The organism is Streptomyces sp. NBC_00353 (genome assembly GCF_036108815.1).
Classification (GTDB): Bacteria; Actinomycetota; Actinomycetes; order Streptomycetales; family Streptomycetaceae; genus Streptomyces.
This window is the reverse complement of record NZ_CP107985.1, coordinates 8787729-8812533: the sequence shown is the minus strand read 5'-3', so window position 1 is coordinate 8812533 and position 24805 is coordinate 8787729. Positions and strand designations below refer to the sequence as shown.

At 70.7% G+C, this 24805-nt stretch carries 22 protein-coding genes and 1 pseudogene; 10 read left to right on the top strand and 13 right to left on the bottom strand.

Translation table 11 applies throughout. The features are described from left to right. The first annotated feature begins 38 nt into the window (after nucleotides 1–38). A complete protein-coding gene (locus tag OHA88_RS39635; protein ID WP_328629087.1) occupies nucleotides 39–263 on the top strand; it encodes a hypothetical protein in 225 nt (74 codons plus the stop codon). Nucleotides 264–439: 176 nt separating this feature from the next. On the opposite strand, the gene OHA88_RS39630 is transcribed toward OHA88_RS39635, so the two are convergent. The 3 genes and pseudogenes from OHA88_RS39630 to OHA88_RS39620 all read right to left on the bottom strand — a co-directional run. Further along, nucleotides 440–1066, bottom strand: coding sequence for an SMI1/KNR4 family protein (locus tag OHA88_RS39630; RefSeq protein WP_328629086.1), 627 nt, complete (start codon nucleotides 1064–1066; stop codon nucleotides 440–442). A 120-nt stretch (nucleotides 1067–1186) separates the two neighbouring features. Further along, nucleotides 1187–4765, bottom strand: a complete 3579-nt coding sequence (locus OHA88_RS39625) for a DNRLRE domain-containing protein (RefSeq protein ID WP_328629908.1) — start codon at nucleotides 4763–4765, stop codon at nucleotides 1187–1189. 671 nt (nucleotides 4766–5436) lie between these two features. Further along, a pseudogene (locus tag OHA88_RS39620) lies at nucleotides 5437–5569 on the bottom strand (IS110 family transposase); the annotation flags it as partial. Between the two features lie 226 nt (nucleotides 5570–5795). On the opposite strand from OHA88_RS39620, the gene dhaK reads away from it, so the two are divergent. Genes dhaK through OHA88_RS39605 form a run of 3 tightly spaced genes read left to right on the top strand, consistent with a single transcriptional unit; the run spans nucleotide 5796 to nucleotide 7869 of the window. After that, on the top strand, nucleotides 5796–6788 hold the full coding sequence (gene dhaK, locus OHA88_RS39615) for a dihydroxyacetone kinase subunit DhaK (protein WP_328629085.1): 993 nt from the start codon (nucleotides 5796–5798) through the stop codon (nucleotides 6786–6788). 50 nt (nucleotides 6789–6838) lie between these two features. Then, nucleotides 6839–7462, top strand: a complete 624-nt coding sequence (dhaL, locus tag OHA88_RS39610; RefSeq protein ID WP_328629907.1) for a dihydroxyacetone kinase subunit DhaL — start codon at nucleotides 6839–6841, stop codon at nucleotides 7460–7462. Beyond that, the gene (locus tag OHA88_RS39605; RefSeq protein ID WP_328629084.1) at nucleotides 7459–7869 is read left to right on the top strand and encodes a PTS-dependent dihydroxyacetone kinase phosphotransferase subunit DhaM; all 411 of its coding nucleotides are present in this window, start codon (nucleotides 7459–7461) and stop codon (nucleotides 7867–7869) included. Before dhaL ends, OHA88_RS39605 begins: the two co-directional genes overlap by 4 nt. A gap of 96 nt (nucleotides 7870–7965) precedes the next feature. Here OHA88_RS39605 and OHA88_RS39600 read toward each other — a convergent pair whose 3' ends face one another. Next, nucleotides 7966–11394, bottom strand: coding sequence for a phosphodiester glycosidase family protein (locus OHA88_RS39600; protein WP_328629083.1), 3429 nt, complete (start codon nucleotides 11392–11394; stop codon nucleotides 7966–7968). A 221-nt stretch (nucleotides 11395–11615) separates the two neighbouring features. Here OHA88_RS39600 and OHA88_RS39595 point away from each other — a divergent pair, with 221 nt between their 5' ends. Next, nucleotides 11616–12125 carry an NUDIX domain-containing protein gene (locus tag OHA88_RS39595; RefSeq protein ID WP_328629082.1) on the top strand — a complete coding sequence of 170 codons (510 nt, stop codon included), beginning with the start codon at nucleotides 11616–11618 and terminating at the stop codon, nucleotides 12123–12125. Here the strand turns inward: OHA88_RS39595 and OHA88_RS39590 are convergent. From OHA88_RS39590 to OHA88_RS39575, 4 genes are all read right to left on the bottom strand, one after another. Beyond that, nucleotides 12103–12771, bottom strand: coding sequence for an NAD-dependent epimerase/dehydratase family protein (locus tag OHA88_RS39590; RefSeq protein ID WP_328629081.1), 669 nt, complete (start codon nucleotides 12769–12771; stop codon nucleotides 12103–12105). The two genes, OHA88_RS39595 and OHA88_RS39590, sit on opposite strands and share 23 nt — an antisense overlap. A 49-nt stretch (nucleotides 12772–12820) precedes the next feature. Beyond that, the gene (gene abc-f / locus OHA88_RS39585) at nucleotides 12821–14470 is read right to left on the bottom strand and encodes a ribosomal protection-like ABC-F family protein (RefSeq protein ID WP_328629080.1); all 1650 of its coding nucleotides are present in this window, start codon (nucleotides 14468–14470) and stop codon (nucleotides 12821–12823) included. Nucleotides 14471–14802: 332 nt separating this feature from the next. Beyond that, nucleotides 14803–15744 carry a M56 family metallopeptidase gene (locus OHA88_RS39580; RefSeq protein WP_328629079.1) on the bottom strand — a complete coding sequence of 314 codons (942 nt, stop codon included), beginning with the start codon at nucleotides 15742–15744 and terminating at the stop codon, nucleotides 14803–14805. Then, the gene (locus tag OHA88_RS39575) at nucleotides 15741–16073 is read right to left on the bottom strand and encodes a BlaI/MecI/CopY family transcriptional regulator (RefSeq protein ID WP_051878105.1); all 333 of its coding nucleotides are present in this window, start codon (nucleotides 16071–16073) and stop codon (nucleotides 15741–15743) included. Before OHA88_RS39575 ends, OHA88_RS39580 begins: the two co-directional genes overlap by 4 nt. A gap of 248 nt (nucleotides 16074–16321) precedes the next feature. Between OHA88_RS39575 and OHA88_RS39570 the strand changes: the two genes are divergently transcribed. From OHA88_RS39570 to OHA88_RS39555, 4 genes are all read left to right on the top strand, one after another. Next, nucleotides 16322–16990: a DedA family protein gene (locus OHA88_RS39570; RefSeq protein WP_328629078.1), complete on the top strand. Its 669-nt coding sequence runs from the start codon at nucleotides 16322–16324 to the stop codon at nucleotides 16988–16990. After that, on the top strand, nucleotides 16990–17592 hold the full coding sequence (locus OHA88_RS39565; protein WP_328629077.1) for a phosphatase PAP2 family protein: 603 nt from the start codon (nucleotides 16990–16992) through the stop codon (nucleotides 17590–17592). The genes OHA88_RS39570 and OHA88_RS39565 overlap by 1 nt, the downstream gene beginning before the upstream one ends. Before the next feature lie 14 nt (nucleotides 17593–17606). Beyond that, on the top strand, nucleotides 17607–18323 hold the full coding sequence (locus OHA88_RS39560; RefSeq protein WP_328629076.1) for a phosphatase PAP2 family protein: 717 nt from the start codon (nucleotides 17607–17609) through the stop codon (nucleotides 18321–18323). An 82-nt stretch (nucleotides 18324–18405) separates the two neighbouring features. Then, on the top strand, nucleotides 18406–18960 hold the full coding sequence (locus OHA88_RS39555; protein WP_328629075.1) for a cysteine hydrolase family protein: 555 nt from the start codon (nucleotides 18406–18408) through the stop codon (nucleotides 18958–18960). Between the two features lie 136 nt (nucleotides 18961–19096). Here OHA88_RS39555 and OHA88_RS39550 read toward each other — a convergent pair whose 3' ends face one another. From OHA88_RS39550 to OHA88_RS39530, 5 genes are all read right to left on the bottom strand, one after another. Then, nucleotides 19097–19870: an SDR family NAD(P)-dependent oxidoreductase gene (locus OHA88_RS39550; protein ID WP_328629074.1), complete on the bottom strand. Its 774-nt coding sequence runs from the start codon at nucleotides 19868–19870 to the stop codon at nucleotides 19097–19099. After that, a complete protein-coding gene (locus OHA88_RS39545; protein WP_328629073.1) occupies nucleotides 19867–20538 on the bottom strand; it encodes a TetR family transcriptional regulator in 672 nt (223 codons plus the stop codon). The genes OHA88_RS39550 and OHA88_RS39545 overlap by 4 nt, the downstream gene beginning before the upstream one ends. Nucleotides 20539–20619: 81 nt before the next feature. Then, nucleotides 20620–21831, bottom strand: a complete 1212-nt coding sequence (locus OHA88_RS39540) for a PP2C family protein-serine/threonine phosphatase (RefSeq protein WP_328629072.1) — start codon at nucleotides 21829–21831, stop codon at nucleotides 20620–20622. Nucleotides 21832–22053: 222 nt separating this feature from the next. Then, nucleotides 22054–22815, bottom strand: a complete 762-nt coding sequence (locus OHA88_RS39535) for a GNAT family N-acetyltransferase (protein ID WP_328629071.1) — start codon at nucleotides 22813–22815, stop codon at nucleotides 22054–22056. Then, nucleotides 22812–23735, bottom strand: coding sequence for an NADP-dependent oxidoreductase (locus tag OHA88_RS39530; RefSeq protein WP_328629070.1), 924 nt, complete (start codon nucleotides 23733–23735; stop codon nucleotides 22812–22814). The genes OHA88_RS39535 and OHA88_RS39530 overlap by 4 nt, the downstream gene beginning before the upstream one ends. Nucleotides 23736–24582: 847 nt before the next feature. Here OHA88_RS39530 and OHA88_RS44750 point away from each other — a divergent pair. Further along, on the top strand, nucleotides 24583–24684 hold the full coding sequence (locus tag OHA88_RS44750) for a putative leader peptide (RefSeq protein WP_354006158.1): 102 nt from the start codon (nucleotides 24583–24585) through the stop codon (nucleotides 24682–24684). Nucleotides 24685–24805 lie beyond the last annotated feature (121 nt).

The window sequence follows — 24805 nt, the reverse complement described above, 5'->3', positions numbered from 1 at the left end:
GACCGTGCTGGGAAATGGCGGCAGCCGAAGGGTCGACTGTGACACGCACCTCCACTGAAAACGATCACCTGCCGATCTATGAGGACCTCGTACGCGAATGTGGTGACGTCGTCTCCGAAGCTCAACTGGCGGCCGATCACGTGCAGCATCAGGCAGCGGCACTGCTGACGGGACGGGATGCGGCCCAGCAAGCCCACCGCCGGGACGAAAACATCAGAGCCGCCGCGGGCGGTCATCCGCAGTGGCGCGGGTCACCGCCGTAGGCGAACTCGGCGCGGATACGTCCGCCTGTCCCGTCCTCACCCAAGGAATTCCACGCAGGCGCATCACACAGGCTGCACACAGCCTTCCGGGCTCGGAGGAGGAGTAGCCGCGCGGGCCGCTACGATGCCCGGCCGGCGGGTGTGGCGCCGTGGTCGACCCGCGCGTTTTCCGCTGTCTAGGCTGGGGACTCGTTCTCCGAGTGCGCTGGTGCCCAGGGAGTAGCATCACCTGGCAACGGCCCCCACACCAGCGCCCCTTCGTGGAACCCAGGCGTAGCCGTGGCAGTCAACGGGCCGGTGCCTCGCGTGAGGGCCTCTGCTAGAGCGTTCAGGAACTCGGCGAGCGACGCGTGCCCGGGTTCGGTATGCGGCTGGGACGGCGGCTCGCCACTGGCTTGGGAGAAGGTGGCGAGCCTGCCACCCGGTTCGACGGCCAGGCCGTCCCACGGGGTGACTGCATAGTCGGCGACGGCGAATGGCACCCAGTCGCCCCAGAACTGATCGGCACTTTCGCCGCTGCCGCGGACGGCCACGATTGCCTCCAGCGGCAGCAGATGATGCTGGGCGAGGAACAGACCAGGGTCGTACTCGTCGGGGTCGCGTTCTACGTCCGACGCGTCGACTGTTCCGTTGCACGTCAGCAGCAGCGTCACCAAGTCCGCAGGGAGAGGTGCTCCCAGTCCGTCTTCGACGGACTGGACATCGGCCTCGGTCGCGCCCGGTCGCAGTGTGGCGTGCGAGGCGGGCGCGTGTGCTGCTAGCCAGTTGGTGATGGCGGCCCATGCGGGCAGAACGTCGCTCATCGTGTCCTCCATGGGAATAGGGGGAAGGGGCGGGGGCACTCGGCGGATGCCGGGTGTCCCCGCCCCGTCTCCTGAACCAGGTAGGTCAGGTCATCAGGAGTTGCACGGCACGGTGGCCGGTCAGTTCATCTTGCACTTGATGACAGCCTGGGACGGGTCGCAGCCCGAGAAGCGGGCGTTGGCCGGATCGACCCAGTACTCGTCGTAGTCCAGCAGCCGGAAATCCTTGGCGAACTTCACGCCGAACGGCTGCATCGACTGTGTGTTGACGTAGTTCGACATCGACGAGCGGCCGCACAGCGCAGGCCACTTCGGGTCGTCGTACGTCGTGTCGTTGTACAGGTGCTCACGGGTGCCGTCACCCTTGGCCACCACCGTCTGCACGCACTCCAGGCCCGCGTAGTCGATGTTCTGGGCAGCGTTGAGACCGCCGTTGGCCGTCGGGAATCCTGAGGACTCGTACGTCGCCGCGAACGGATACTCGTCGCATGAGATCGGGTCGGCGTTGCCGCTCGGGGTTGCGATCGTGGCGGTGTCGGGGTGCTTGCGGAACGCCCGTCCACAGATCGCCTTGCGGTTACCCGGTTTGCCGTTGTCCAGCTTGTTCTCGGTCTCCTGGCCGGGCGCGTTGCGCGCCTTGGACGGCAGGTAGTGCAGCGGGGTCTGCGGGGACTGGCCCAGCTTCTTGGCGTGCTTGTTCTGGATCAACCATATGTGCGCCGCCGCACCCGGGAACGCCTCGGAGTTGATGGTGTAGCCCGGCTTGTACGCCGGCAGGACGCACCCGGGGTTCTTGCCGGAGACGACCTTGTCGCAGCGTGCCGTGACGGGCAGCGAGGGCCCCTTGGAGTCATCCTCGACCGGAACGCCCGGCACGGTGGTGCCCCAGTCCATCCACCACCGCAGCGGCATTACCTTGGACAGGTCCCTGTCCTTGGTGCCCGCGGCGTTGTTGACGTTGCCGTTCCACTCGAAGTCGGCGATGCCGGTGATGATGTGCTGGTCCTGGTTCCCGTTCCAGGTCGACTTGCCTCCATAGAAGTCCCAGTCCTGTTGCTGCTTGTCACAGCCGTCGGACTGGCACCAGGACTGCACGTCGAGGGTGATCATCCCGTTGACGCCGCCGGGGAACGGCAGATTGGGCGCGAAGCCCAGCTGCTTGGGGAAGATCTGCATCCACGTCTTGATCTTGTTGCTCACCGGATCGACCTTCACCGTGTACAGCACATCGAAGATCTGCTCATACACCTTCGGCGGTGTGGACAGGTCCGTGACCTTGTAGGAGACCTGCTGCGGCAGGCACGCCTCGGTCCGGGTCATCTGCGCCTCGATGTTGACCGAGGTGGGATCACACCAAGAGCCCGTGATGATCGGGTCCGGGTACTCGGCGAGCCGCGGCCGCGGCTGTGTCCCCTCCAACTGTTCCATCTGCTCCGGAGTGCGCTCCAGCTTCGCGAGCGGCGTGATCGTCACCGTCGAACGGCTCGTGCCGTTCTCGCTGCGGTACACCTGCGGCTTACCGTCGGCCACGGTCCCGTTGGCCCGCGTCGTCACCCACTCCCACGCGGGCTGCGGCCCGTCATGAAAGGCCGGTGGGGCCGCGGTGATGTTCGGCGTGGGCAGGTCGATGTCGACCACCTTGGCGCGCCCGGTGTCGGTTCGGCGCGGCGAGGCGAAGCCGTACACGCGGGTCGTCCCCACGTTGTCGGCCCGGTCCACCGTGCGCACCTCCGCCTGGTGGCTGCCGTCGGCGGTCGGGGTGACGGAGAAGGACGCGGTGGCGCTGAGGGTCGGGTTCGCCGGCGTGCTCTGCCATCCGTCGGGGCTGGTGTTGCCGCTGTTGCCGTCGTCGTCGGTGTCGGCGGGACCGACCCGGTACTGCACCTCGCGGGCGTCGTCGGTCTTGGTGTCGACGTCGAACCGGCCCTGCTCACCGGTGGCGCCGCCTGGCAGGTTCTCCGGGTAGGTCGTCGAGGTGACGTCCGGCAGGCCGGGGGCGGTGGTGTCCACGACGAACTGGGTCCAGGGGGACCAGCTGAGGTTGTAGTGGGTGCCGTCGTAGGCGTTGGTGCGGAACCTGTAGGTCTTGCCGTCCTGGAGCTGCCCGGCCGGGACGGTGACGGAGGCCGGCTTCCCGGAGTCGACGAAGTCCGACACGATCAGGCCCTCGCCCGCGGGCGTGGTGATCGGGGTGTTCGTGGCGGCGTCGTAGACCTGGAAGGTGCCGTTGACCTTGTCGCCGTCCGGGTCGGTGAACGTGTCCCGCAGCGTCGGGGTGGTGGTGTTGACCGCCCACACCCCCGCGTACGACTTGAACGGCGCACCGGCCTGCCGGTTGGTGCCGTCGGAGGGCCGGTAGTTGTAGGTGACGCTCAGCTTGGGCTGGTTCGCCGTGTTGTTCGCGGAGTTGACCCGCTTCCAGGCCTTGGTGTCGTCGGTCGCGGCTCGTAGGCCCATGTGGCCGCGGGTGGCCTTGGCGGACGCCCAGGTCTGGACGAGGGTGTCGACGTCGGCGTTGATCCAGCCGTCGGGCTGGGTGGCGGCGCAGTCCGGATTGCCCTTGGTCTCGGTGGAGGAGTGGTACTCCTGATTCCACGTGGGCTGTGCTGCCCAGCGCGAGGAGGTGGAGGGGGCGCTGGTGTCCCAGACCGTCCACTTCTGGGCGCTGCAGTCGGTGTTGCCGGAGTGGAAGTTCCACAGCGACAGGTTGGTGTCGACGATGAGCGCGTCCTGGATCGGTGTGGTGTTCCAGGTGATGAAGGAGCGCGCTGTGCGCGGGGTGCCGTCGGCGTTCTTGGTACCCGGGTTACCGAAGTCGAGTTCGACATCGGTGGACCAGTCGACGGTCTCGCCCTGCTGCACGTACGTGTCGAAGGTGTTCGCCAGCGCGGAGGTGGACGGGTCGACGGTGACCGGGAACTTCGTCGCCGGGTCCGCGATGAACTTCGCCGACGGGGTGACCACCAGGTCGACCTCTCCGGCGCCCTTGCTTACGACCTTCATGTCGACGCGGGCGCGGTGGGTGTGCTCACCGGAGACCTTGTCGACGGCGGCGTCCCACATGACCGGAGCGGGCATGATGGCCCGCTTCGCACCGGTCCTGGCATCGGTGAAGGTGACCGAACCGTCCTTGTTGGCCTTCGCCTTCAGCCCCTTGGCCTTTACCGGGAGGGTGTAAGCGTAGGCGCCGGCCGGTCGCTCCGAGATCTCGACGAACTGCTCGAAGCCGGTACGGGTGGCCTCGACGATCACATCGGCGCCGGGCACCGCGTTCCGGTAGCGGGCGTGGGTGCCGTCCAGTTCGGGCTGGGGCAGGCCGCCCTTCCACTGGAGGGTCACCTTGCTGTCGTCACTGCCCAGGGTGACGAGGTCACGGGCGGTGTCGTCCTGCGCCGCGCGCAGCGACTTCGGCGGGGTTCCGCTCTTGCCGCCCAGGCGCAGGCCGTTGGGGTGCGCCTTCGCGGCGATGCCGCCGTCGGCGTCCCGGACGAGTCTGGCATCGGCCTTCTGCCACGCGCCGTTCTTCCAGACCCGTTCGGGGCCGGCGGTCAGTTCGGTGGTGAGGGTGCCGTCCGGGTTGGCGACGGTGTACGTGGTGGGCGTCGTCTCGTCAGTGGCGACGACCCTCTTCCCGGTCTTCTTCGCCTGAGTGATCGCCCAGGCCTTCGAGCCCTTGGCGTGCTGAGCCGCCCACCCCAGGTCCGACTCCCAGATCTCCTTCTTGGAGTAAGACTTGGCGGTCGCCGTGGCCGTACCCGGCGTTAACTGTCCGTCCGGTGCGGCGGTGGCTGTCTGGCCGGATATCAGTGCGGCCTCGGCCGCCAGAACCAGCACTGACGCCAGGGCGATACGGCCCCTGCTGCGTCTCAGGCGCGAGCGCCCGGTGGTCTCTCTGGACACGGTGTGTCATCCCTTCCGATCCTGCCGGTCAGCAAGATCACCAAGGAAAGGTAAAGGGAATCCATGCGGAAGCTATGCGCGGAACGAGAGATTCCGCGTGACCATCGACACGGTTGCTTAATTGGAGGTGGAGCTTCCGTGAGTACCTACCGCCACCATTGATGATCTTGTGAGAGACCGCCGGCGCCTGAGGCGTGGGCGGTACGGATGCTCTCGGCGACGGACGCGGCTGCCCCACGTGTGGATTCGATGGGTCCCCTGCGCAGCCTGGTGGCGGCGATCAGTGGTGCGACCAGTGAGGCGGAGACGTCCCGAGAGGTGCGCTGAGGCCCTTGACCTTGCTGTATCCGCATCCGGCGCCCTGCTTGGCGTAGCCGTGGGTGCGGCCTCCGGTGCAGCCGACGAGGCGAGCTACACAACCACCACCAGGGCAGGCGAGGACGGGAAGGCAATGGCCTCATGGAAGCGCCGGCGAGGACCCGGGCACCGAACTGAACGCCGAGGCCGGGGAAGCCGAGGATGATCTCAGCGTCCGGGTGCTGAGGGAAAGCCCTCTTCCACCGCCTCAGCCAGGTCATCGGCAGGCGTACACGCGACTTTCAGCATCCGCCCGTTGATACTTGGCATGAAAAATGTGCACTCGCAACTCGCACTCAGCGCTGTCTCACCTGGCAATGCATCAGGAAAGTCAGCATTGTGTCGGCATCAGCACCGCACAGAACCGCCCCTCGCCGCCATGAACCGCCAAGATCAACAATTCGCACCACATGCCCTGAACTGCAAATACCCTGCTCAGCAGCTCGCCTGCCCATCTCATCAGGAGGTACCCATGAGGATGCTGATCAACGTCCCGGAGACCGTCGTTGCGGACGCATTGCGCGGTATGGCCGCCGCTCACCCCGAACTGACCGTGGATGTCGACAACCGTGTCGTCATGCGGCGCGACGCTCCCGTGGCGGGAAAGGTGGCGCTCGTCTCCGGGGGTGGGTCCGGGCATGAGCCGTTGCATGCCGGGTTCGTCGGGCCGGGGATGCTGTCCGCCGCCTGTCCCGGTGAAGTGTTCACCTCGCCGGTTCCTGACCAGATGGTGCGCGCCGCCGCCGCGGTCGACAGTGGCGCCGGGGTGTTGTTCGTCGTCAAGAACTACACCGGTGATGTGCTGAACTTCGAGATGGCCGCCGAACTCGCCGAGGACGAGGGCGTGCAGGTCGCCAAGGTGCTCGTCAATGACGACGTGGCGGTGACGGACAGTCTGTTCACGGCGGGGCGGCGCGGGACGGGGGCGACACTGTTCGTCGAGAAGATCGCGGGGGCGGCCGCCGACGAGGGTGCACCGCTGGAGCGGGTGGAGGCCATCGCCCGGCAGGTGAACGAGTCGTCGCGGAGCTTCGGGGTGGCGCTCAGTTCCGTCACCACGCCCGCCAAGGGCTCCCCCACCTTCGATCTGCCGGCCGGCGAGCTGGAGCTGGGGATCGGGATCCACGGTGAGCCGGGGCGGGAACGACGTCCGATGATGACGTCGCGGGAGATCGCCGACTTCGCGGTGCACGCGGTGCTGGACGATCTGCAGCCGACCAGTCCGGTGCTCGTGCTGGTCAACGGGATGGGGGCGACGCCCCTGCTGGAGCTGTACGGGTTCAATGCCGAGGTGCAGCGGGTGCTGTCCGAGCGGCATGTCTCCGTGGCTCGTACGCTCGTGGGGAACTATGTGACCTCGCTCGACATGGCGGGATGTTCGGTGACGCTGTGCCAACTCGACGAGGAGCTGCTGCGGCTCTGGGACGCGCCGGTGGAGACACCCGCCCTCCGCTGGGGCCGCTGAGAACGTCCGCCCGTACACCCATGACGATGCTTCAGGGACAAGGAGATCTTGTGCTGGACGCCGACTTCTTCCGCCGTTGGATGGCCGCAGCCGCCGCCGCGGTGGATCGCGAGGCCGATCACCTCACCGAACTCGACTCGGCGATCGGGGACGCCGACCACGGCAGCAACATGCAGCGCGGATTCACCGCGGTGACCGCAGTGCTGGAGAAGGAGTCCCCGCAGACGCCGGGGGCCGTACTGATGCTTGCGGGACGGCAGTTGATCTCGACGGTCGGCGGGGCTTCGGGTCCGTTGTACGGGACGCTGCTGCGGCGTACGGGGAAGGCGCTGGGCGATGCGCCCGCGGTGATGGAGGAACAGCTGGCCGAGGCGTTCGCCGTGGGTGTCGCGGCCGTCGCCCAGCTGGGCGGGGCGCAGGCCGGGGACAAGACCATGCTCGACGCGCTGCTGCCGGGGGCCGCCGCGCTCGGGACGTCGCACGGAGCGGCCCGGGACGCGGCGGAGGCGGGCGCCGCCGCCACCGTACCGATGCAGGCCCGCAAGGGCAGGGCGAGCTATCTCGGTGAGCGCAGCATCGGGCACCAGGATCCGGGGGCGACGTCCTCGGCACTGCTGATCGCCGCACTTGCCGGGACGAGCGGCACAGGCACGGAGAACGGGGACGACGCATGAGCGGGGAGAAGCAGGTCGGGATCGTGCTGGTCTCGCACAGCGGGCCGGTCGCCGAGGCGGTCGCCGAGCTGGCCAGGGGGTTGGCGGCCGGTGGTGCGACGGCCCCGGTGGCCGCGGCCGGTGGCACGCAGACGGGTGGGCTCGGCACCAGTGCGCAGCTGATCGCCGAAGCCGCCCGTTCCGTCGACGGCGGCGTGGGGGTCGCGGTGCTGGTCGATCTCGGCAGTGCGGTGCTCACGGTCAAGTCGATGCTGGCCGAGGGCGACGAACTGCCGGACGGGACACGCCTGGTGGACGCGCCGTTCATCGAGGGTGCGGTGGCCGCGCTGGTCACTGCGTCGGCGGGCGGCGATCTGGCTGCGGTGGAGGCAGCGGCGTCGGAGGCGTACTCCTACCGCAAGGTGTAGAGGCACGGTGCAAGCAGCGGTCCCGCGCCCGGCTCTCGGGGAGAGCCGGGTGCGGGACCGATGTGTCCACACGTGGGTTGCGGACGGGGCCGTCGGTCAGGCCGCTGAGGCGGAGGCCGCCGCGGCAATCTGGATCTGCGTCCGCTGCGTCGTCCCGTTGACCGTCACCGCGAGCGTGACCGTGCCCGGCCGGAGCGCCGTGAGCGTGCCGGTGACCGGGTCGAAGACCGCCGCGTGCCGGTGGCGGGCGCCGTCCGGGTCACCGATACGGACGTTCGGGGACCCGGTCCAGTCGGCGGCCAGCGGGAACGCGACCGGAATGCTGCGGACGCCCTGGGTGACGGTCGCCGTGACCTTCGCGGTGTTTCCGGCAGCGAGGACGGACGGGGCGTCGAGGGCCAGCGCGTCGACATGCGCCCTGGTCTGTACGGAGACCCAGTCTGGCGCGCCCTGCCACGGCTTCTGCCGGGCGGCGGCCTGTTCGCCGCGCGAGACGTGGTCCGCGCCGACGAGGGACCAGCCGGTGAAGCCGCCCTCGTCCGCCGGGCCGGCCGGCGCCTTGCCGGAGTTGCCGTTGATCAGATACGGCACCCCGTTGACGTGCGAGGCGTGGAAGACCCCGACATGGCTGCCGATGAACGCGGCTCCCTTGCCCGTCGTACGACGGAAGTCGGCGAGCCACTGTTCGACCAGGGCCGCCTCCTTGCGGTCCCCGAGCTGACTGCCCTTCTGTACGGTCGGGTCGCGCGGCGGTACGTGCTCGATCAGCATCACCGAGTCGATGTCGCGGTCCTCGGCTGCCGCGTCGAGCTGCGCGCGCAGTTCCTTGATCTGGGCGAAGCCGCCGCCGCGCAGGGTGAGGCCGGAGGTGTCGAGTGTGATGACACGGGTGCCCTTGTGGTCGAACGTCCGCTGGGCGGGGCCGAATTCGGCGATGAAGTTGTCGATCTTCCCGCCCATCACCTCGTGATTGCCGGGCACGTAGTACCAGGGCAGCGAGTCGCCGAGTTCTTCGGTCAGGACCCGGTGGGCGAAGGCGAGGTCCGCGGGTGATCCCTCGTCGACGAGGTCACCGTTGATGACCAGGAAGTCGGGGTGCGCCGCCTTGATCTCGCGCAGGGTGCGCCGGGCCTGGGCGACGATCGTGCTGTCCGGGTCACGGGCGACGAACTGGGCGTCGGACATGACCGCGAACTGCCAGTCCCGGTGTTCGGTGACCGCCGCCGGATCGATCAACGGGTCGGCGGGGGTCGTCTGTTCGGGCAGGTCGACGGTGGGCGGCACCTGGGCGGTGAGGTCGTCGACGACGATCTCACCGGTGTACTGCTGGGCAGCCGCCGTCTCGGCGAGGTAGAAGCGGTACACGCTGAGTGGCATGGCCGCACCCGCCGGTACCGCGAAGGTCACCTGCCGCCAGCCGGTCCAGGTGACGTACGGTCCGCGGAGCAACTGGTCGGAGCCCGCGGCGTCCTTGAGGTGCAGAGTCGGCCAGGCGCCCCTGCCGTCGCCCTTGATCCAGAGCTTGAACGACTGGGGCTGGCCGGGCACGGCGACGGGCTGCGGCGGCGCGGCGTAGGCGGCGCGCGTCGCGGTCGACTGGGTGAAGTCGTAGCTGAGCCTGAGGCCGGTGCCGGTGTGGCCGTCGGGGGTGGCGGAGAGGGAGCCGCTCGCCCGGGCCTGGCTGAACTTCCAGGATCCGGCGTCGTCGAAGTCGGAGACGGCCTGTTCGGTGAGGCCGACGCTGACCGCGAGGGCGGTGGTGGTGCCCGCGACGGTCGCCTTGATCTGGCCGGCGCCGTTGCCGGTGCGTGAGGTGACGGTGAAGTTGCCCTGGCTGTCGTCGCGTACGTCGAAGAGGGCGTGGTCGTAGTCGAGGGTGACGTCGCGCGGTTCGACGGGGGCGCTGGTGCCGTGCGCGTCGAGTCCGACGATGCCGAAGGTGCCGATGGCTTCGGCGTCCGCGAGGCCCACCCGCCGGGTGGTCGGCTCGATCCGGGTCAGCTTGTCGAGGACGGTCAGTGTGGTGCTGCCGTGGGCGGATCCGCGTTCGGCGTGGACGTCCGTGGTGCCGCTGCGGCGCGCGGTGAAGAGGCCGTTGCCGTCGACCGTTCCGGTGTCGCCACGGGTGGCGCGCCAGTGCGGGGTGCCGGTGGCGGGGCCGTACGTCTCGTCGTATCCGGTCGCGGTCAGGCGCCGGGTGAGCCCGGGGAAGACCCGCTCGGGGTGGCCGCCCTTGACCGGGTCGACGCCCGGTGCGGAGCCGGCCGGTGTGCGGGTGTCGACCCAGAATCCGTCGAGGCGGCCGCTGCCGTCGGGGGCGGTGAGTGCGAGACCGTTGGGTACGGTGCGTTCGGTGCCGTCGGAGGGGCTGTTCTCCACCTGGAGAGCGTCACTGCCGGGCCGGCGGGCGACGAGGGTCGATGAGCCACCGCCGTCCAGGTTGAGCGCGCTGTACGAGCCGGCGCGCCGCATCATCAGGCCGAGTTCGGTGAGGGTGACGCCACCGCTGTCGGCCTGCCGGCCGTCGATGGTGAGGATCTGCATCGTGCGGCCGTCCTGGGAGAAGCCGACGGCCGTGCGGGGCGCGGCGGTGTTGTTGCCCTCGCCGTCGTGGTTCCGGGCGACGCCGTCGACGACGAGGAGTTCCCGGCCGCCGACCGCGGTACGCGGTACGGGGCCGCCTTCGGTGCGTGCCCGGTAGGTCAGCGACACGGGGTCGCCGGGCTGGAGCGCCTTGATCGCGGTGGCCCCGGCCTCGCGGCCGACGAGGATCGTGGTGTCGTCGGGGACGGTGCCCGAGCCGGGGGTGGAGGACACGGACACGACCTTGCCGTCCCGTACCACCGCTTCGGCGACGGGTGTTGCGTTGTCCACGGTCAGTGCGCGGTCGGCGGTCCCCCAGGCCGAGGTGTACGCGCCCACTCCCCCGGCCGGCACATTGGCGGCGTTGTACGCGGCGAGCGGCTGCTGGCCGGACGGCAGGGTGAGCGTGCCCTCGAAGTACAGGTTCAGGATGCGGCCCGCGCTGTCGGGGCCGATGCCGACCGCCCGGTTGACTCCGGGGGCCGGGGACTGGACGGTCGCCCCGTCCTTGATGCCGACGCCCTCGGGCGCACCGGTCTGGTTGATGTCGAAGAAGTCGGCGTTGATCGCGGCGACGGTCCGGCGGCCGGGGCCCGCGTCGTGTCCGGCGGCAAGCTCGGAGACCGTACGCCGGTCGGACACCTTGCCGGTGGAGAGGTAGTCGGCCTGTGCGCCGCTGCCGTCGAGGTCGACGGAGAGGGAGTCGACCCGGAGCCACTTGTCCGACTCGAGCCGGTCGTACGAGCTGAGGCGGATGCCGGGTGCGATCGGGCGGGAGGTACGGGCCGTCTCGATGCCGTCGTCGTCCACGACGGCTCGGGGCGCTCCGACGGCGTTGCTCGCAGCCGGCGGCGCGACCGGTCTGAGGATCTCTGCGGAGTTACGGGGACGGGGGTCGGGGGTCGAATCGGCGACGGCGGGGGCGATGGCTCCCACCGTCATCGCGGACACCGTCGCAAGCAGTACGAGGGGTCGCGTTGCTCTGCCGACTATGCCAGGGCCCACAGATCCTCCTGGATTCGCGGTGGTTGGGCGGGCAGTAAGCGCTGTCGGCCGACAGCATGGCCGCACGTACTGCCACGCACCAGGGGGCCTCGGGAACCTCAGGGGAAACAGGGTGCGGCGGCTCGATGACACGCGTGATCTTGGGGAGACTTGACGGTATGTCGTCTCAGAAGCGCAGTGCGGGTCTTCTGCTGTTCCGGTCCACGGACGGGGGCGCCGGGTTCGAGGTGTTCATCGGGCACATGGGCGGCCCGTTCTGGGCGAGGCGTGAGGCTGCGGCGTGGTCGGTCCCCAAGGGCGAGTACGGCCCCGATGAGGAACCCGAGGCCGCTGCCCGCCGGGAGTTCGAGGAGGAGTTCGGCCACCCGGCACCTGACGGTGTGTGGGTGCCGCTCGGTGAGTCCCGTCAGACCGGTGGCAAGTCGGTGGTCGTGTGGGCGCTGGAGGCCGATGTCGATCCGGCCCGTGCCGAGCCCGGGACGTTCACCATGGAGTGGCCCCGGGGGTCCGGCGTGCAGAAGGAGTTCCCGGAGATCGACCGGTTCGCCTGGTGCACGCCGGATGAGGCGGCGCGGCGCCTCGTCTCGGGCCAGCGGATCTTCGTCGAACGGCTGGCGGAACACGTCCGGGAGGGACGCCGAGAGGCTATGCGCCGGCCGCGCGGTTGATCTCCTGGCTGTGCAGGATGTGTTCGCCCGAGCCCTGCCGGCCGACGACGGCGATCATGGCACGCCCCATGTTGTCGGTGGTCGTCACATGGTTCGGCATGATCCGCCGGAGCACCGGATAGAGCCAGGAGACACCCCGGTACATCCAGCGGTACAAGGCGGTCTTCGACGTCGCGCCGTGCAGCGGCTGGATGTAGCCCGGCCGGAACATGTACGCGTGGAAGTCCATCGCCAGGAGTTCGTTCTCGGTGCGCCCCTTGACCCGCGCCCACGCGGTGCGGCCCTTCTCGGTGCTGTCCGTGCCTTCCCCGGAGACGTATGTGAAGGTCAGCCCCGGGTTGTGGGCGGCGACCGCCCGGGCCGCGGCCAGGGTGTACGTGTACGTGATGCGGGAGTACTCCTCCTCGCTCAGACCGGCCGAGGTGACGCCGAGGCAGAAGAAGCACGCGTCGAGCCCGGTGAGTTCGGCGTCGATCGCCGAGAAGTCCGTGAAGTCGCGGTGGACGACCTCACGGATCTTGGGGTGCCGCACACCTGCCGGCGTACGGCCGACGATCAGGACGCTCTCGACCCGGTCGTCGAGCAGGCAGGCCCGCAGTACGCCTTGGCCCACCATCCCGGTGGCGCCGAAAATGATCACTCTCACAGCAGCTGCTCCGGGTGGCTCGTCTCGCGTCGGTCGTGCTGCGCGAACTCTACGTGCGGGTCCCGGCGACCGGTCGTCCGGCACGGAGCTCCAGCCTGTCGCCGACGAACCTGCTGCGGAAACTGCGGTCGTGCGACACCACGACCACCGCTCCCCTGTACTGCACCAGTGCAGCCTCCAGCTCCTCCACCAGGTCGAGCGCGATGTGGTTGGTCGGCTCGTCCAGCACCAGCAGATCGGCCGGGCGGGTGACCAGCCGGGCGATGGCGAGCCGTCGTTGCTGCCCGACGGAGAGGGCGGCGACGGGCACCGTCAGATCCTCCGGCCGGAACAGGCCCAGGGCGAGCAGGTGTTCCACCCAGTCATCGGGGTGGCCGGGACGCCCGGCGGCGAAGGTCGCGAGGAGCGTACGGCGGGTCGGCCTGGCGGGAAGTTCCTGTGGGAGGTAGCCGATCCTGGCCCGACGGCGGACCGTGCCGCGGTCGGGGCGGAGGTCTCCGGCCAGGACCCGCAACAGAGTGGTCTTCCCGGCGCCGTTGGGGCCGGTGACCAGCAGTCGCTGTCCCGGAGTCACCTGCCAGGCAGGCAGGTCGAGCCGGTCGCCGACCACGACGGAGTCGAGTTCGGCGAGTGGTTCCTGGTGCGGTTCGCCGTCCGCCGCGACGGTCAGTTCAGCGGTGAAACGCAGCGGTTGGGGCGGGGCGGGTACGGGTGACCGCCGCAGCTCGTCCAGTCGGGTTCCGGCCGCTCGGACCTGTCCGGACAGCTTGGCCTCGTGCGAGCGGCGGTGCTTGCCCCAGCCCTCGTGGGGGTCCTTCCCGGTGGCGGCCAGGCGTCGGCCCGCCGCGTCGGCCAGTTCCTGGGTACGGGTCAGGTCGTCCAGCCATGCCTGATGGTCCTGGGTCCAGCGGCGGCGGGCGGCGGCCTTCGCGCTGCGGTAGCCGTCCCAGCCGTCCCCGTAGCGGACGACGCTGCGCAGATCCCGGTCGACCTCCAGGATCACGGTGGTGGTGCGCTCCAGGAAGGCCCGGTCGTGCGTGATGACGACAAGGGTTCCGCGGTGGGCGCACAGGTGGTCCTCCAGCCAGTTGGTGGCATGGAGGTCGAGGTGGTTGGTGGGCTCGTCGAGCAGCAGCAGTTCGGGGGCGGAGGCCAGCACGCAGGCGAGTGCGAGCCTGGACTGTTCGCCTCCGGACAGGGTGCCGAGGGGGCGGTCACGGGTGAGGTGGCCGATCCCGAGCCCGTGCAGCGCGGCGTCGACCCGGGCATCGGCCCGGTAGCCGTCGCGTTCCTCATACGCTGTCAGCAGGTCGCCGTATGCGGCGAGTTCGGCTTCGGTCGGGGCTTCGGACATGGCCAGCGCGGCTTCCGCGGTGCGGATCCGCTGTTCCAGTTCACGCAGCTCGGCGAGTGCCGAGTCGATGGCGTCCTGCACGGTGTGGGCGGCGCCGAGCGCGAGGGTCTGGGACAGGTGGCCGATGCCGGCGTGGAACCGGGCGGTGACGTCGCCGGTGTCCGGCTTCTCGGCCCCGGCCATCAGCCGGAGCAGTGTGGACTTCCCGGAGCCGTTCTCACCGATCACGCCCACGCGGTCGCCGGGGCGGACGGTGAGCGACACCTGGTCGAGGACGGTTCGGTCTCCGTACGCCTTGGAGACGTCTTTCATGGTCAGCTGGGCGCGGTCGTGCTGGTCAGGCATGGGTGGGCTTCCCTGAGGTGACGTGCCCTCGACGGCGCGCGGAAGGGCGCTGCGAGGACAGGGTGTCCGGCGGGCGGAAAGGAAGGGATGCGCGGCACGCGGTGGTGACCGTACGGGTCACACGGCGACGCTCAGCGTCGCGCGGCGGCGTCCATGCCCGGAATCAGCGGAAGTAGTGGTACGAACCCATGGCGCCCAGTGTAACCACGCCGCCGTCGGTTGACGGCGTGGCTAGACGGCAGGCATAGCCCTGGATCCCCGGCCGTCGGCAAGGAGTTGCCCCGGCCACACACGGTCGGCGCTCGCAGGAAAGACACCCGCGCCGTGCCGTATCAGCGCTGCGGGCTCTCGCCCTGCGCGACCTCGATACTGCTGTGCAGATCATGTGTCGCGTCGAGTGCGGCCGCGCCGGACAGGGCCAGGCACGCCAGCAGTGCCGCCGCGGCCGCACGGCCGACGCGCGGTCGGGGGGTCGCTCGTCCGAGCAGCGCCTCGACCCGGCGCGGCACCGGCCCCGCCGTTGCGGCGAGCGCCACGCGGGGTCGGCCCTCGGCTCCTTCGGCAGCGCGTGCGGCGAGCGCGGCGCGGCCGATCGCACGCGCCGCGACCCGCCGGTCGCCGACCGCCATGGCCGCCGCCTCGTCGGCGCAGCGCTCCAGCGCGTAGCCCATGGGTGCGCGCAGGGAGCGCAGCGCGGGGTGGCAGCGGGCGGCCAGTTCGGCTCCGGCGAGGAAGAAATGGTGGCGCCCCGCGAGGTGGGCGCGCTCGTGTGCGAGGAGGGCATCGCGTTCGGCGGGGTCCAGGGCGCGCAGCATGCCCGTGGTGACGACGATCCGGCCGGGACTGCCCGGGAGTCCGGGCAGTGCGTAGGCGTCGGGGCGGCTGTCGCGCACAACGGCCAGTTCCCCCTCCGAGCCGTCGGCCGGCACGCTTGCACGATGCAGCTCCACCCAGTGGCGGCGGACGGTACGGGCGACTGCGACGGCGCACCCGGCCAGCAGGGCGACTGCTGCGGCTGCGAGCGGGACGGTCACGTCGGGTGCGACGTCGGCGAGCGGCTTCACGAGTTCACCGACCGCGGCCACGGCGGAGAGCCGGGTCGCACCGGGCACCACGAGCAGCACCAGGGCGAGCGTGCTGAACAGGGCGAGGCCGACGGCCGTCGAGGCGAGCAGCCGCACGGCGCGCACGGGTGACAGGGCATCCGCCAGGCGGCGGGCCGCGGGGACCGCGACGAACGGCATCAGCAGCGGAACCCACACGGCGTAGATCATCGGGCGTCTCCGTCGAGCAGTTCCCTGAGCAGCTGCTCGTCCTCGTCGGTGAGCTGCGAGACGAATCGGGCCAGCACGGTGCTGCGGTCCTCCTCCTTCTGCAGTTCGCTGTGCATCCGGCGGGCGGTGAGGCCGGGCGCGTCCTCGGTGGGGGTGTACGCGAAGCCGCGCCCCGAACGGGTACGGGTGACCGTGCCCTTCTCGTACAGCCTGGTCAGGATCGTGGTGACGGTGGTGCGGGCCAGGGGCGCGCCGAGGGCGCCCTGCACCTGGCCGGGGGTGAGCGGGGCGTCGGCCGCCCAGAGGGCCGCCAGGACGGTGGATTCCAGCTCCCCGGCCGGGCGTCGCTCCGCACCGGGTGCCGCACCGGACTCCGGGCCCGGCCCGCCGTGCGGTCGAGGGCTTGCCTCACCGGGCCCGAGCGGGTCCGGATCTCCGCTCGATATCCCCTGCGCCTGGGACATGGGAACTCTCCTCCCGCTTCGGACGTCTACAGTGATGTAGACCGTCTACACCACTGTAGTCAGTCGGGCGTCCCGCCGGAGCGCCCGCTCACCATTATGGGAGGCCCTCCGCCGTGTCCGTATCCTCACTGGCGGCTGCGCCGCAAGCGGTGAACCTGCTGGACGCGGGGTCACTGCTCGCCGCGTTCGGCGTGCTCGGCATCGCGGCCGTGCTGTTCGCCGAGACAGGGCTGCTTGTCGGCTTCTTCCTCCCCGGCGACTCCCTGCTGTTCACAGCGGGTCTGCTCAGTGTGCCCGGCACACACGGTCCGGTCCACCTCCCCCTGTTCCAGGTGCTCATCGCTTCCGTGATCGGCGCGCTGCTCGGCGCACAGACCGGGTACTGGATCGGGCGCCGCGGCGGCCGCGCCCTGCTGGCCCGGAGCCGGGCCAGGAGGCTGCACGAAGGCGCGGCCCGCGCGGAGGAGCTGCTCGACAGATACGGCCATGCACGGGCGATCGTGCTGGCCCGCTTCGTCCCCGTGGTGCGTACGGTGCTCAACCCCCTGGCCGGGGCGCTCAACGTGCCCGCCAGGCAGTTCGCGCTCTGGCAGATCGTCGGCGGAACGATCTGGACGGTCGGGCTGGTGCTCGCGGGCTACGGGCTGGGGTCGTCGGTGCCGAATGTCGACCGCTACCTCCTACCGATCGTCGCCGTCGTGGTCGTCGTCTCCCTCATCCCCCTCGCTGCCGAACTGCTGCGCTCGCGCGGCAGGCGCGCCGTCGAAGGAGACCGGACCTGATGCCGCTCGCCTCGGCCGCCACCTCGCTCGACGGTGGCCTCTACACCTCGATCACCGAGCTCGCCCGGCGCTCCCCCGCCGCCCTGGACTCCACGATCCACGCCTGGTCGGACTACGGTCTCGGGCTCTACGCCCTGCTGATGCTCGCGGCCTGGTGGCGGTCCCGCTCCTGGGACCCCGCCCGCGCGGCCATGGCGCTCTGTGCGCCCCTGGTCGTGGTGGCCGCGTATGTGGCCAATGATCTGCTGAAGCTCGCCGTCCATGAACAGCGGCCGTGCCAGACCCTGCATGCGGTCACCGTGGAGGCATGCCCGCCGCTGGGCGACTGGTCCTTCCCCAGTAATCACGCGGCGATTGCGGCAGCCGCGGCGGTCGCGATCCTGCTGACCGACCGCCGGCTCGGCGCGGTCGCCGTCCCTGCGGCGCTGCTGATGGCGGCGTCACGGGTCTGGATCGGTGTGCACTATCCGCACGATGTGCTCATCGGACTGGCCACCGGTGCGCTCGTGGCCCTGCCGCTGACGGTCGCCGCCCGGCGCTGCGCTCCGGCCGTCGCGAGGCTGCGCGACAGCCGGTTGCGTCCGCTGGTGGCGGCGCGGTGAGCGGGGAGGCCCCGGTGACGGGGCGGACCCGGTGCACCGAGGATCCGGTCGTACCTCGCATCCGTACGGCGCTCGGGGCTGTACTGATCGGGTTCGTCGGACTCCTGGGCCTGACGGCAGTGGTCCTCACCGCCCGGCACGGGTCCGTGCTGCCGATCGACCGGGCCGCACACACCTGGTCCCTGCACCGACGGCCCGCCGCTCTCGTCACCATGGCCAGGGTTGTCACGGCGACGGGTACGGGCGTGTTCCCGTACGCCGCCGCCGTGGCCGCCGGGCTGATAGCCGGCCGTGACATACGCCACCGACTGGCGTGCGCGGCAGGCGCCCTGGTCTTCCTGCTGCTCGGGCAGGCACTGCGCTTCGGCCTGATGGAAGCGGTCGGACGCCCGCGCCCGGCGGTGGGCGACTGGGCGACGCACGCCTCGGGGTTGTCCTTCCCGTCCGGGCACGCGACGACATCCGCGCTGATGGCGGGTCTGCTGGTGGCGGCAATCGGTCACCGGGCACGGCTGCGCCGAGCCCGTGCCGCTGCCTCCGGCACGAGCACCGGCACCGCCGCCGTAGCTGTCCTGCTCGGCTGCTGGGCCGCAGCCGTCGGGGTGAGCCGGGTTCTGCTCGGAGTGCACTGGGCGACGGATGTGGTGGCCGGATGGCTGTTCGCCGTCGTCTGGCTGGGGCTCGGGGCCACGCTGATACGGATACGCACGGCCTCGCCCGCATCCCGCTGACGGCCGCCCCGGGACGGGTCCAGGTGGGCACGTTTGTCCGGGATCACCTCGCTGCCCCGGAGGAGGCCGCTACCGTGGGCCCATGCCGCACACCTCCGCGCTCCTCGTGATCGACATGCAGAACACCTTGGTGGCGCTCGCGCACCGGGCCGCGGAGACCGTCGCCGTGATCGCCGGGCTCCGCGAACGCGCCAGAGCCGCCGGCGTACCGGTCGTGACGATTCAGCACCGGGGAAACGGGCTGGAGGCCGGAACCGAGGGTTGGCGGATCGTGCCCGAACTCGCGCCCGCCGCCGACGAGGAGATCGTCCACAAGACCAGCGCGGACAGCTTCCTGGACACCGAGCTCGACAAGACCCTCAAGGCGCTGGGAGTCACCGAGGTGGTTGTCACCGGGTTCGCGACCGAGATCTGTGTGGACACCACTGCGCGGCAGGCACTGAGCCACCGGTACGACGTGGTGCTGGTCGCGGACGGGCACACCACGTCCGTCCGCCCCGCCTCCGGTGATTACGTCCCGCCGGGGCAGTCGATCGCGCACCACAACGAGATCTACCGGCACATCGACTTCCCCGGGCGGAACATCCGCGTGCTGCCCGCGTCCCAAGTGGGGTTCGCCGGCCCTCCGGCGCTCTGAGCCGGGACGGATCCGTGGACGCCGCGCCGCGACCCGGACCACTGGCGACGGGCTCCGTTCACCCGGCCTCACCGGCCCGCCGAACGGGGCGCAGCGGCCCTGAACACAAGGGTGCGGGCCGCCGCGCAGCCGCCGCTCAGGACGCGGAGTAGCCGCCGTCCACCAGGTGGTAGCTGCCGTGGATGAAGGAGGCGCGGTCGGAGAGCAGGAAGGCGGCGAGTTCGGCCACTTCCTCCGCGGTGCCGAGGCGGCCGGCGGGGTGCAGCGAGATGAGGTGGTCGCGGGCCGGGCCTTCGGTGTTGCGCAGCAGGGGCGTGTCGATGAAGCCGGGGCCGACGGCGTTTATCCGGACGTTCTGTGCCGCGTATTCGAGGGCTGCCGTCTTGGTGAGGCCGACGACGCCGTGCTTGGCGGCGACATAGGCGGGGGATCCCGCGAAGCCGTTGGTGCCGAGGATCGACGCCATGTTGACGACGGCGCCGCCGCCCGCCGCGACGATGGCGGGGAGTTCGTAGCGCAGCGAGTAGAAGACCCCGCTGAGGTTGGTGGCGACGACCCGGTTCCAGTCCTCGACGGCGTACTCGCCGGTCGGTGTGCTCGGGCCGCCGATGCCCGCGTTGTTGACGGCGAGGTGCAGGGCACCGAACGTGTCGACGGCGAGCTGCACACCTGCTTCGACGGAGGCCGGGTCGGTCACGTCCATGACGACCGCGGCGGCCTTGGCGCCGGCGCTCTCCAGCTCGGCGGCTGCCTTGCGGGCGTTCGCCTCGTCGTAGTCGGCGACGACGACGGCCGCTCCGCCCGCGGCGAGCCGACGGGCCAGAGCCAGTCCGATGCCGGAAGCTCCGCCGGTGATGAGGGCGGTCCGGCCGGCGAACTCCTGGTCGGCGGGGGTGAGGGGGGTGGTCATGATGGTGCGTTTCCTTCCGTGGTGCTGTGCTGCGTCGGCCCGGCGGGAAGCTGCGCGAGCAGTTGTCCCGAGAGGGCGTCGAAGGCCTGCCCGACCAGTTGGGGCAGGGCGTCCGGTCGTCCGCCGCGTACCCAGGTGGCCTGGGCGGCGAGGAGTGCCCCGGCGCCTGCGGCGACCGTGACGGCGGGACGGAGGTCCAGCCGCGGGTCGACGCCGAGCCGGTCCGCGATGATGGCGACGGAGTCCTCCTGGGCGTCCACCCTGATGTGATGGAAGGCCGCGTAGAGGGTGGGTTCCTCCTCGGCGATGACCAGCAGGTCGAAGATCCGGGACCGGCGGTGCCAGGCCTGCGCCGCGGGGTCGTCGAGCCAGGCGACGACGGCGCGGCGGTAGGCGGTGAGCGGGGGCTCGTCGGCGGGGCGGGCGCGCAGGGCGTCGTTGATCCGGTCGCCGTCACCCCGGAGCGAGTCCAGGACTGCGGCTTCCTTGCTCGTGAAGTACCGGCTGAAGGTGCGCCGGTCGACATCCGCGCGTTCCGCGATCTCCTCGACCGTCACATTCTTCAGGCCCCGTTCGAGTACGAGCTCGAACGCGGCCTGCGCAAGCGTGTCCCGGGTCCGGCGGGCCTTGCGGCTCCGTCGATCCGGAGTCTTCTGTTCCGGATTCATATGTGGACCGTACACCCAAAAATGTCCCGGCGCGACATGAGTCGCGCCGGGACATGATGGGGACCAGGGCAGGCCCGTTGTCTATCGTTCGCCGAATGCCTGCCCGGTACGCCGCGCGCCCTCGCCGGCCAGCACGGGCCTGCGGCTCCCGACCGGCGCCCTGCGCAGGGCGAGCACCGCGATGTCGTCGCGTCGTACGCCGCCGGTGAAGGCGTCGAGGTCCGCATGGAGGGCGTCCAGCACCTCGCGCGGCCCGCTCCCTGCCCAGCGGCCGAGCCGGGTGTCCAGCGGGTAGAAGGTGCCGTCGGCGTTGCGGGCCTCGGTCACTCCGTCGGTGAAGACCAGGAGCGTCGCGCCGGACGGGAAGTCGAGCTGTTCCGCCACCCGCGGCTCGCTGCTGAGCTCGGCCATGCCCAGCGGGACGGAGGTCTGCCGGAGCGGCACAGCGGCGGCCGCACCGTCGTGCAGCAGCCGGGGCAGCAGATGGCCGCAGTTCACGGCCTCCACCTGGTCGCCGTCGTCGATGCCGAGGATCAGGGCGGTGACAAAACGTTCGGTCTCACCGGTCTGGGCGGAGAAGGTGTTGTGGCGGACGACCGCGTCCTCCAGGGCGTCCGCCACCCCGGTCAGGGTGGGCTCGCGGATGGCCGCTTCCCGGAACGCGCCGAGCGCGGCGAACCCCGCTCCGATGGCCGCGATCCCCTTGCCCTGGACGTCGCCGATGATCACCCGTGTTCCGTACGGCGATTCGACGACCTCGTAGATGTCACCGCCGACCAGCCGGTCCTCCTCGATCGGGGCGTAGACCCCGTGAGCGACGACATGGCCGGTCAGGACGGGCAGCGGGCGCAGGATCTGCCGCTGGAGAGCGACCGCCGCGGTGCGCAGTCTGGCGATCTCGGTGGCGTGACGTATCCGCAGCACGCAGGAACCGATGCCCAGGCCACAGGCCAGCACGGTGAAGACGACGCCGCTGGCAAGATCCCAGAACGACCCGCCGGACACCAGCCGGGAACTGACGACGACGACCATGATCCAGGTGGCGACGCCCACCGTCTGCCGGATGGTGCCGAAGACCGAGACGAATGCGGGCACGACGACCAGCAGAGGCACAATGCGCAGGTCGTTGCCGGTCAGTATGTCGAGGACGACGATCAGAGCGGTCAGCAGAGCCAGGCCGCCGAACAACGCCGCGTTCCCGACCCGGGCCGCGGAGGCCTCGGCTTCCCCTGCATCGGTCACCGGCAGCGCCGCACTGCGTACGGCCGCGGAGCGCTGGAGCCCGATCCTCACTGCACTGCCTCCTCCTGCAGGCGCCGGTCCGGTTCCGGCACTCACTTTCCAGTGCACCCGGAGTCCGGCGTTCGGCACACGAGGCTTACGGCCTCATGGGCCGTGCCAAAAGTCCCGGGGCGGGGCGGACCGACGGCATTCGGTCCGGAAGTCCCGGGCCGAAGGTCCCTTCCATCGGCCCGGGACTCCGGGAGTCGGCGCTGCAGGAGAGGCGGTCCGATGTCAGCGCAGCGCCTCCGCCCGTGCGTCGCCCGCGCCGCGGCGGTCGGACACCGGCAGGTCCCGAGGCACGACGACGGAGAGGAACGATGTCCGGCGCCGGAGCCGGAAGCCCAGTGATTCGTAGAGCCTGATGGCGTTGGTGTTGGTCGCCGACGCGTGCAGGAACGGCGTTTCGCCGCGCTCCCTGATCTCGTGGGCGACGGCGAGGACGAGCCGGGTGGCGAGCCCCTGGCCTCGCACGGATTCGTCCGTGCAGACGCCGCTGATCTCGCTCCAACCGGTCGGGTGCAGCCGTTCGCCGGCCATGGCGACGAGAACCCCGTCGCGGCGGATACCCAGGTAGGTGCCGAGCTCGACGGTGCGCGGCAGGAACGGTCCGGGGCGGGTCCGTGCGACCAGGTCGAGCATCTCCGGCACATCGGCCGGACCGAGGCGGACAGCCTCCGGATCCGGGGCCGCGTCCACCCCGTCGTCGACGAGCTGGACGCCCTCCGCGCGGAAGGTGACCTCCCAGTCGCCGGGCGGCGGCTCACGCAGCGCGGTAAGGGTGACAGACCCTCCGGGGCCGGCGAGTGCGGCGACGTCGGCCCAGTCTGCCGCGTCCGGGAGGTCCGGCAGCGCAAGCCACGGTGAGACGTCGGTCGGGTAGCGCAGAATGCGGCCCAAGCGCTCGGCGAAGTGGGCGTGCGGTCCGGTCAGCGAGGCGCGGGCCGGGTTGTCCAGCGGGTGCGCGCCGGGGACGGTGGGGTGCGGGGCGCTCATGCGGCCTCCACCTCGATCACGATCTTGCCGCGGGTGTGTCCGCTCTCCACCGCACGCAGCGCCGCGGCCGCTTCGGCGAGCGGGAAGGTCTGCGTCACGTACGTCCTGAAGGCACCGCTGACGGCGAGGCGGGCCACTTCGTCGAGGACGGCGGCGGTACGGGCCCGGACGACTGCTGCCCCGCCGAGTTCCACGGCGAGCGGCTTGCCCCCTGCGCTGATCAGCCGCTTCCGGTCCGTGAGCAGCTCCGCGACGGCCCGCAGCGCGTCACCGCCGACCAGGTCGTAGACCGCGTCGACCCCGTCCGGGGCCACTGCCCGCACGCGGTCGACGATGCCGGGTCCCGACGGTACGTGCACGACACCGAGCGACTCGACGAAGTCCCTCTTGGCCGCGCTCGACGTACCGATGACCCGGACCCCGAAGTGGCGTGCGAGCTGGACCGCGGCCACACCGACGCCGCCTCCGGCGCCGTTGATCAGCAGGGTCGATCCGGGTGCGGGGTCCAGCTGGCGAATGCCGTCGTACGCGGTGGCCGCCGCGACCGGCAGCGCGGCCGCGTCGGTGAACGACAGGCTGTCCGGCTTGTGCGCGGTGACCGCGACGGGCAGCACGGTGTACTCGGCGTAACCACCGGTCAGCGGGTTGCCGAAGACCGCGTCCCCGACTTCGAACCCCTCGGCACCGGGGCCCACCTGCTCGACCACCCCGGCCGCTTCGCTGCCGAACACGGCGGGATGGTGCGGCGGCGCGCTGCCGGGCCTGGTGTATCCGTTGCGCAGTTTCCAGTCGACCGGGTTGACCCCGGCAGCACGGACCGCGACGAGCAGCTCCCCGGGTCCGGGGGTGGGCACCTCCTGCTCGACGAAGGCCTCCACCTCCGGTCCGCCGCTGCGGGTGAATACGTACGCCTTCGGCATGAGCTCCCTCGCTCCGGTTCATGGCATCGGCCGCCTTGGCAGCCGCTGTCGGCTACAGCTGCAAGAGCTCCGTGTGACATGCATGTATTCCCGGGCGGTGCACTGTTCACAGGGTCGCAATGAATCCGGGCCGGGGCGAGGTACGCACCGATCGGCCCCGCCCGGCCGCCGTCCACGGTCGATCCGTTGTTCGTCGGCCATGAGCTGGGCCGTATCGGGATCTACCGGACCCGTCTGCACCCGCATGCACAGAGCCAGGTCGGCTCGCACGGCGCGGACTCGGTGGAGTACGTACCGGCGATGTCAGGCCAGGCGACGCTGGTGGTGGACGACGTCCCTCGTCTGCCGGAGCGGGAGACGCGGCCCGTTCCTCGCGGCCCAGCAGCCACTCCTGCACGACACAGGACTCCCCCGCCGTCGCGCACACCCTCGTCGGACACCCGCACGCCTGACGGCGCCCACCATCCGGTCCGGGATCGATTTCGACTCAACTGCTCACGGGTACGTGCCGGTCGGCCCCCATTCGGACGCCGCCTGTGGCAGGCTGGTGCCGACCGCCCCACCGGGCTCCCCCGTACCGGTGGGGCGGTTCTGCGCGGGTCCTGTCGCCGCCCCCCCTCCCCCACATTGCGGCCCGATGAAATCGAGTGGGCCCCTCGGCGCCCGCCGCCACATGCCCACCGGTCTCCGCGCAGCCCTTGTGAATGGGGATGACTGTGCAGGTCAGAGGTCATGTGGGGAGCTGCGGGGCAATGGGGTGACCGCCACCTGCTCCGGTCTCCGGGCCCTCTCTACGGACATCGCAGCCGGAGTTGACGGCCTCCGGAGCCGCTGACACGCTCGCGGCATGTCCGCGACCTCGACTCTCGTCTCGCGGCGCCACGTCGATCTGGGACGCGTAGCGTCCGCGGCGTGTAGCCGCGCTCTCCGCTGCGACCAGCTCCGCTGAACAGCTGACGCACGCACGGACGTTGCCGCAGCGACGACTCCCACGGCACCGCCGATGCGCGGCCGTGCCCGCGCTCGCCCATCACTCCCGGACACACCATTTCCGTACGGAAAGGGCTCCG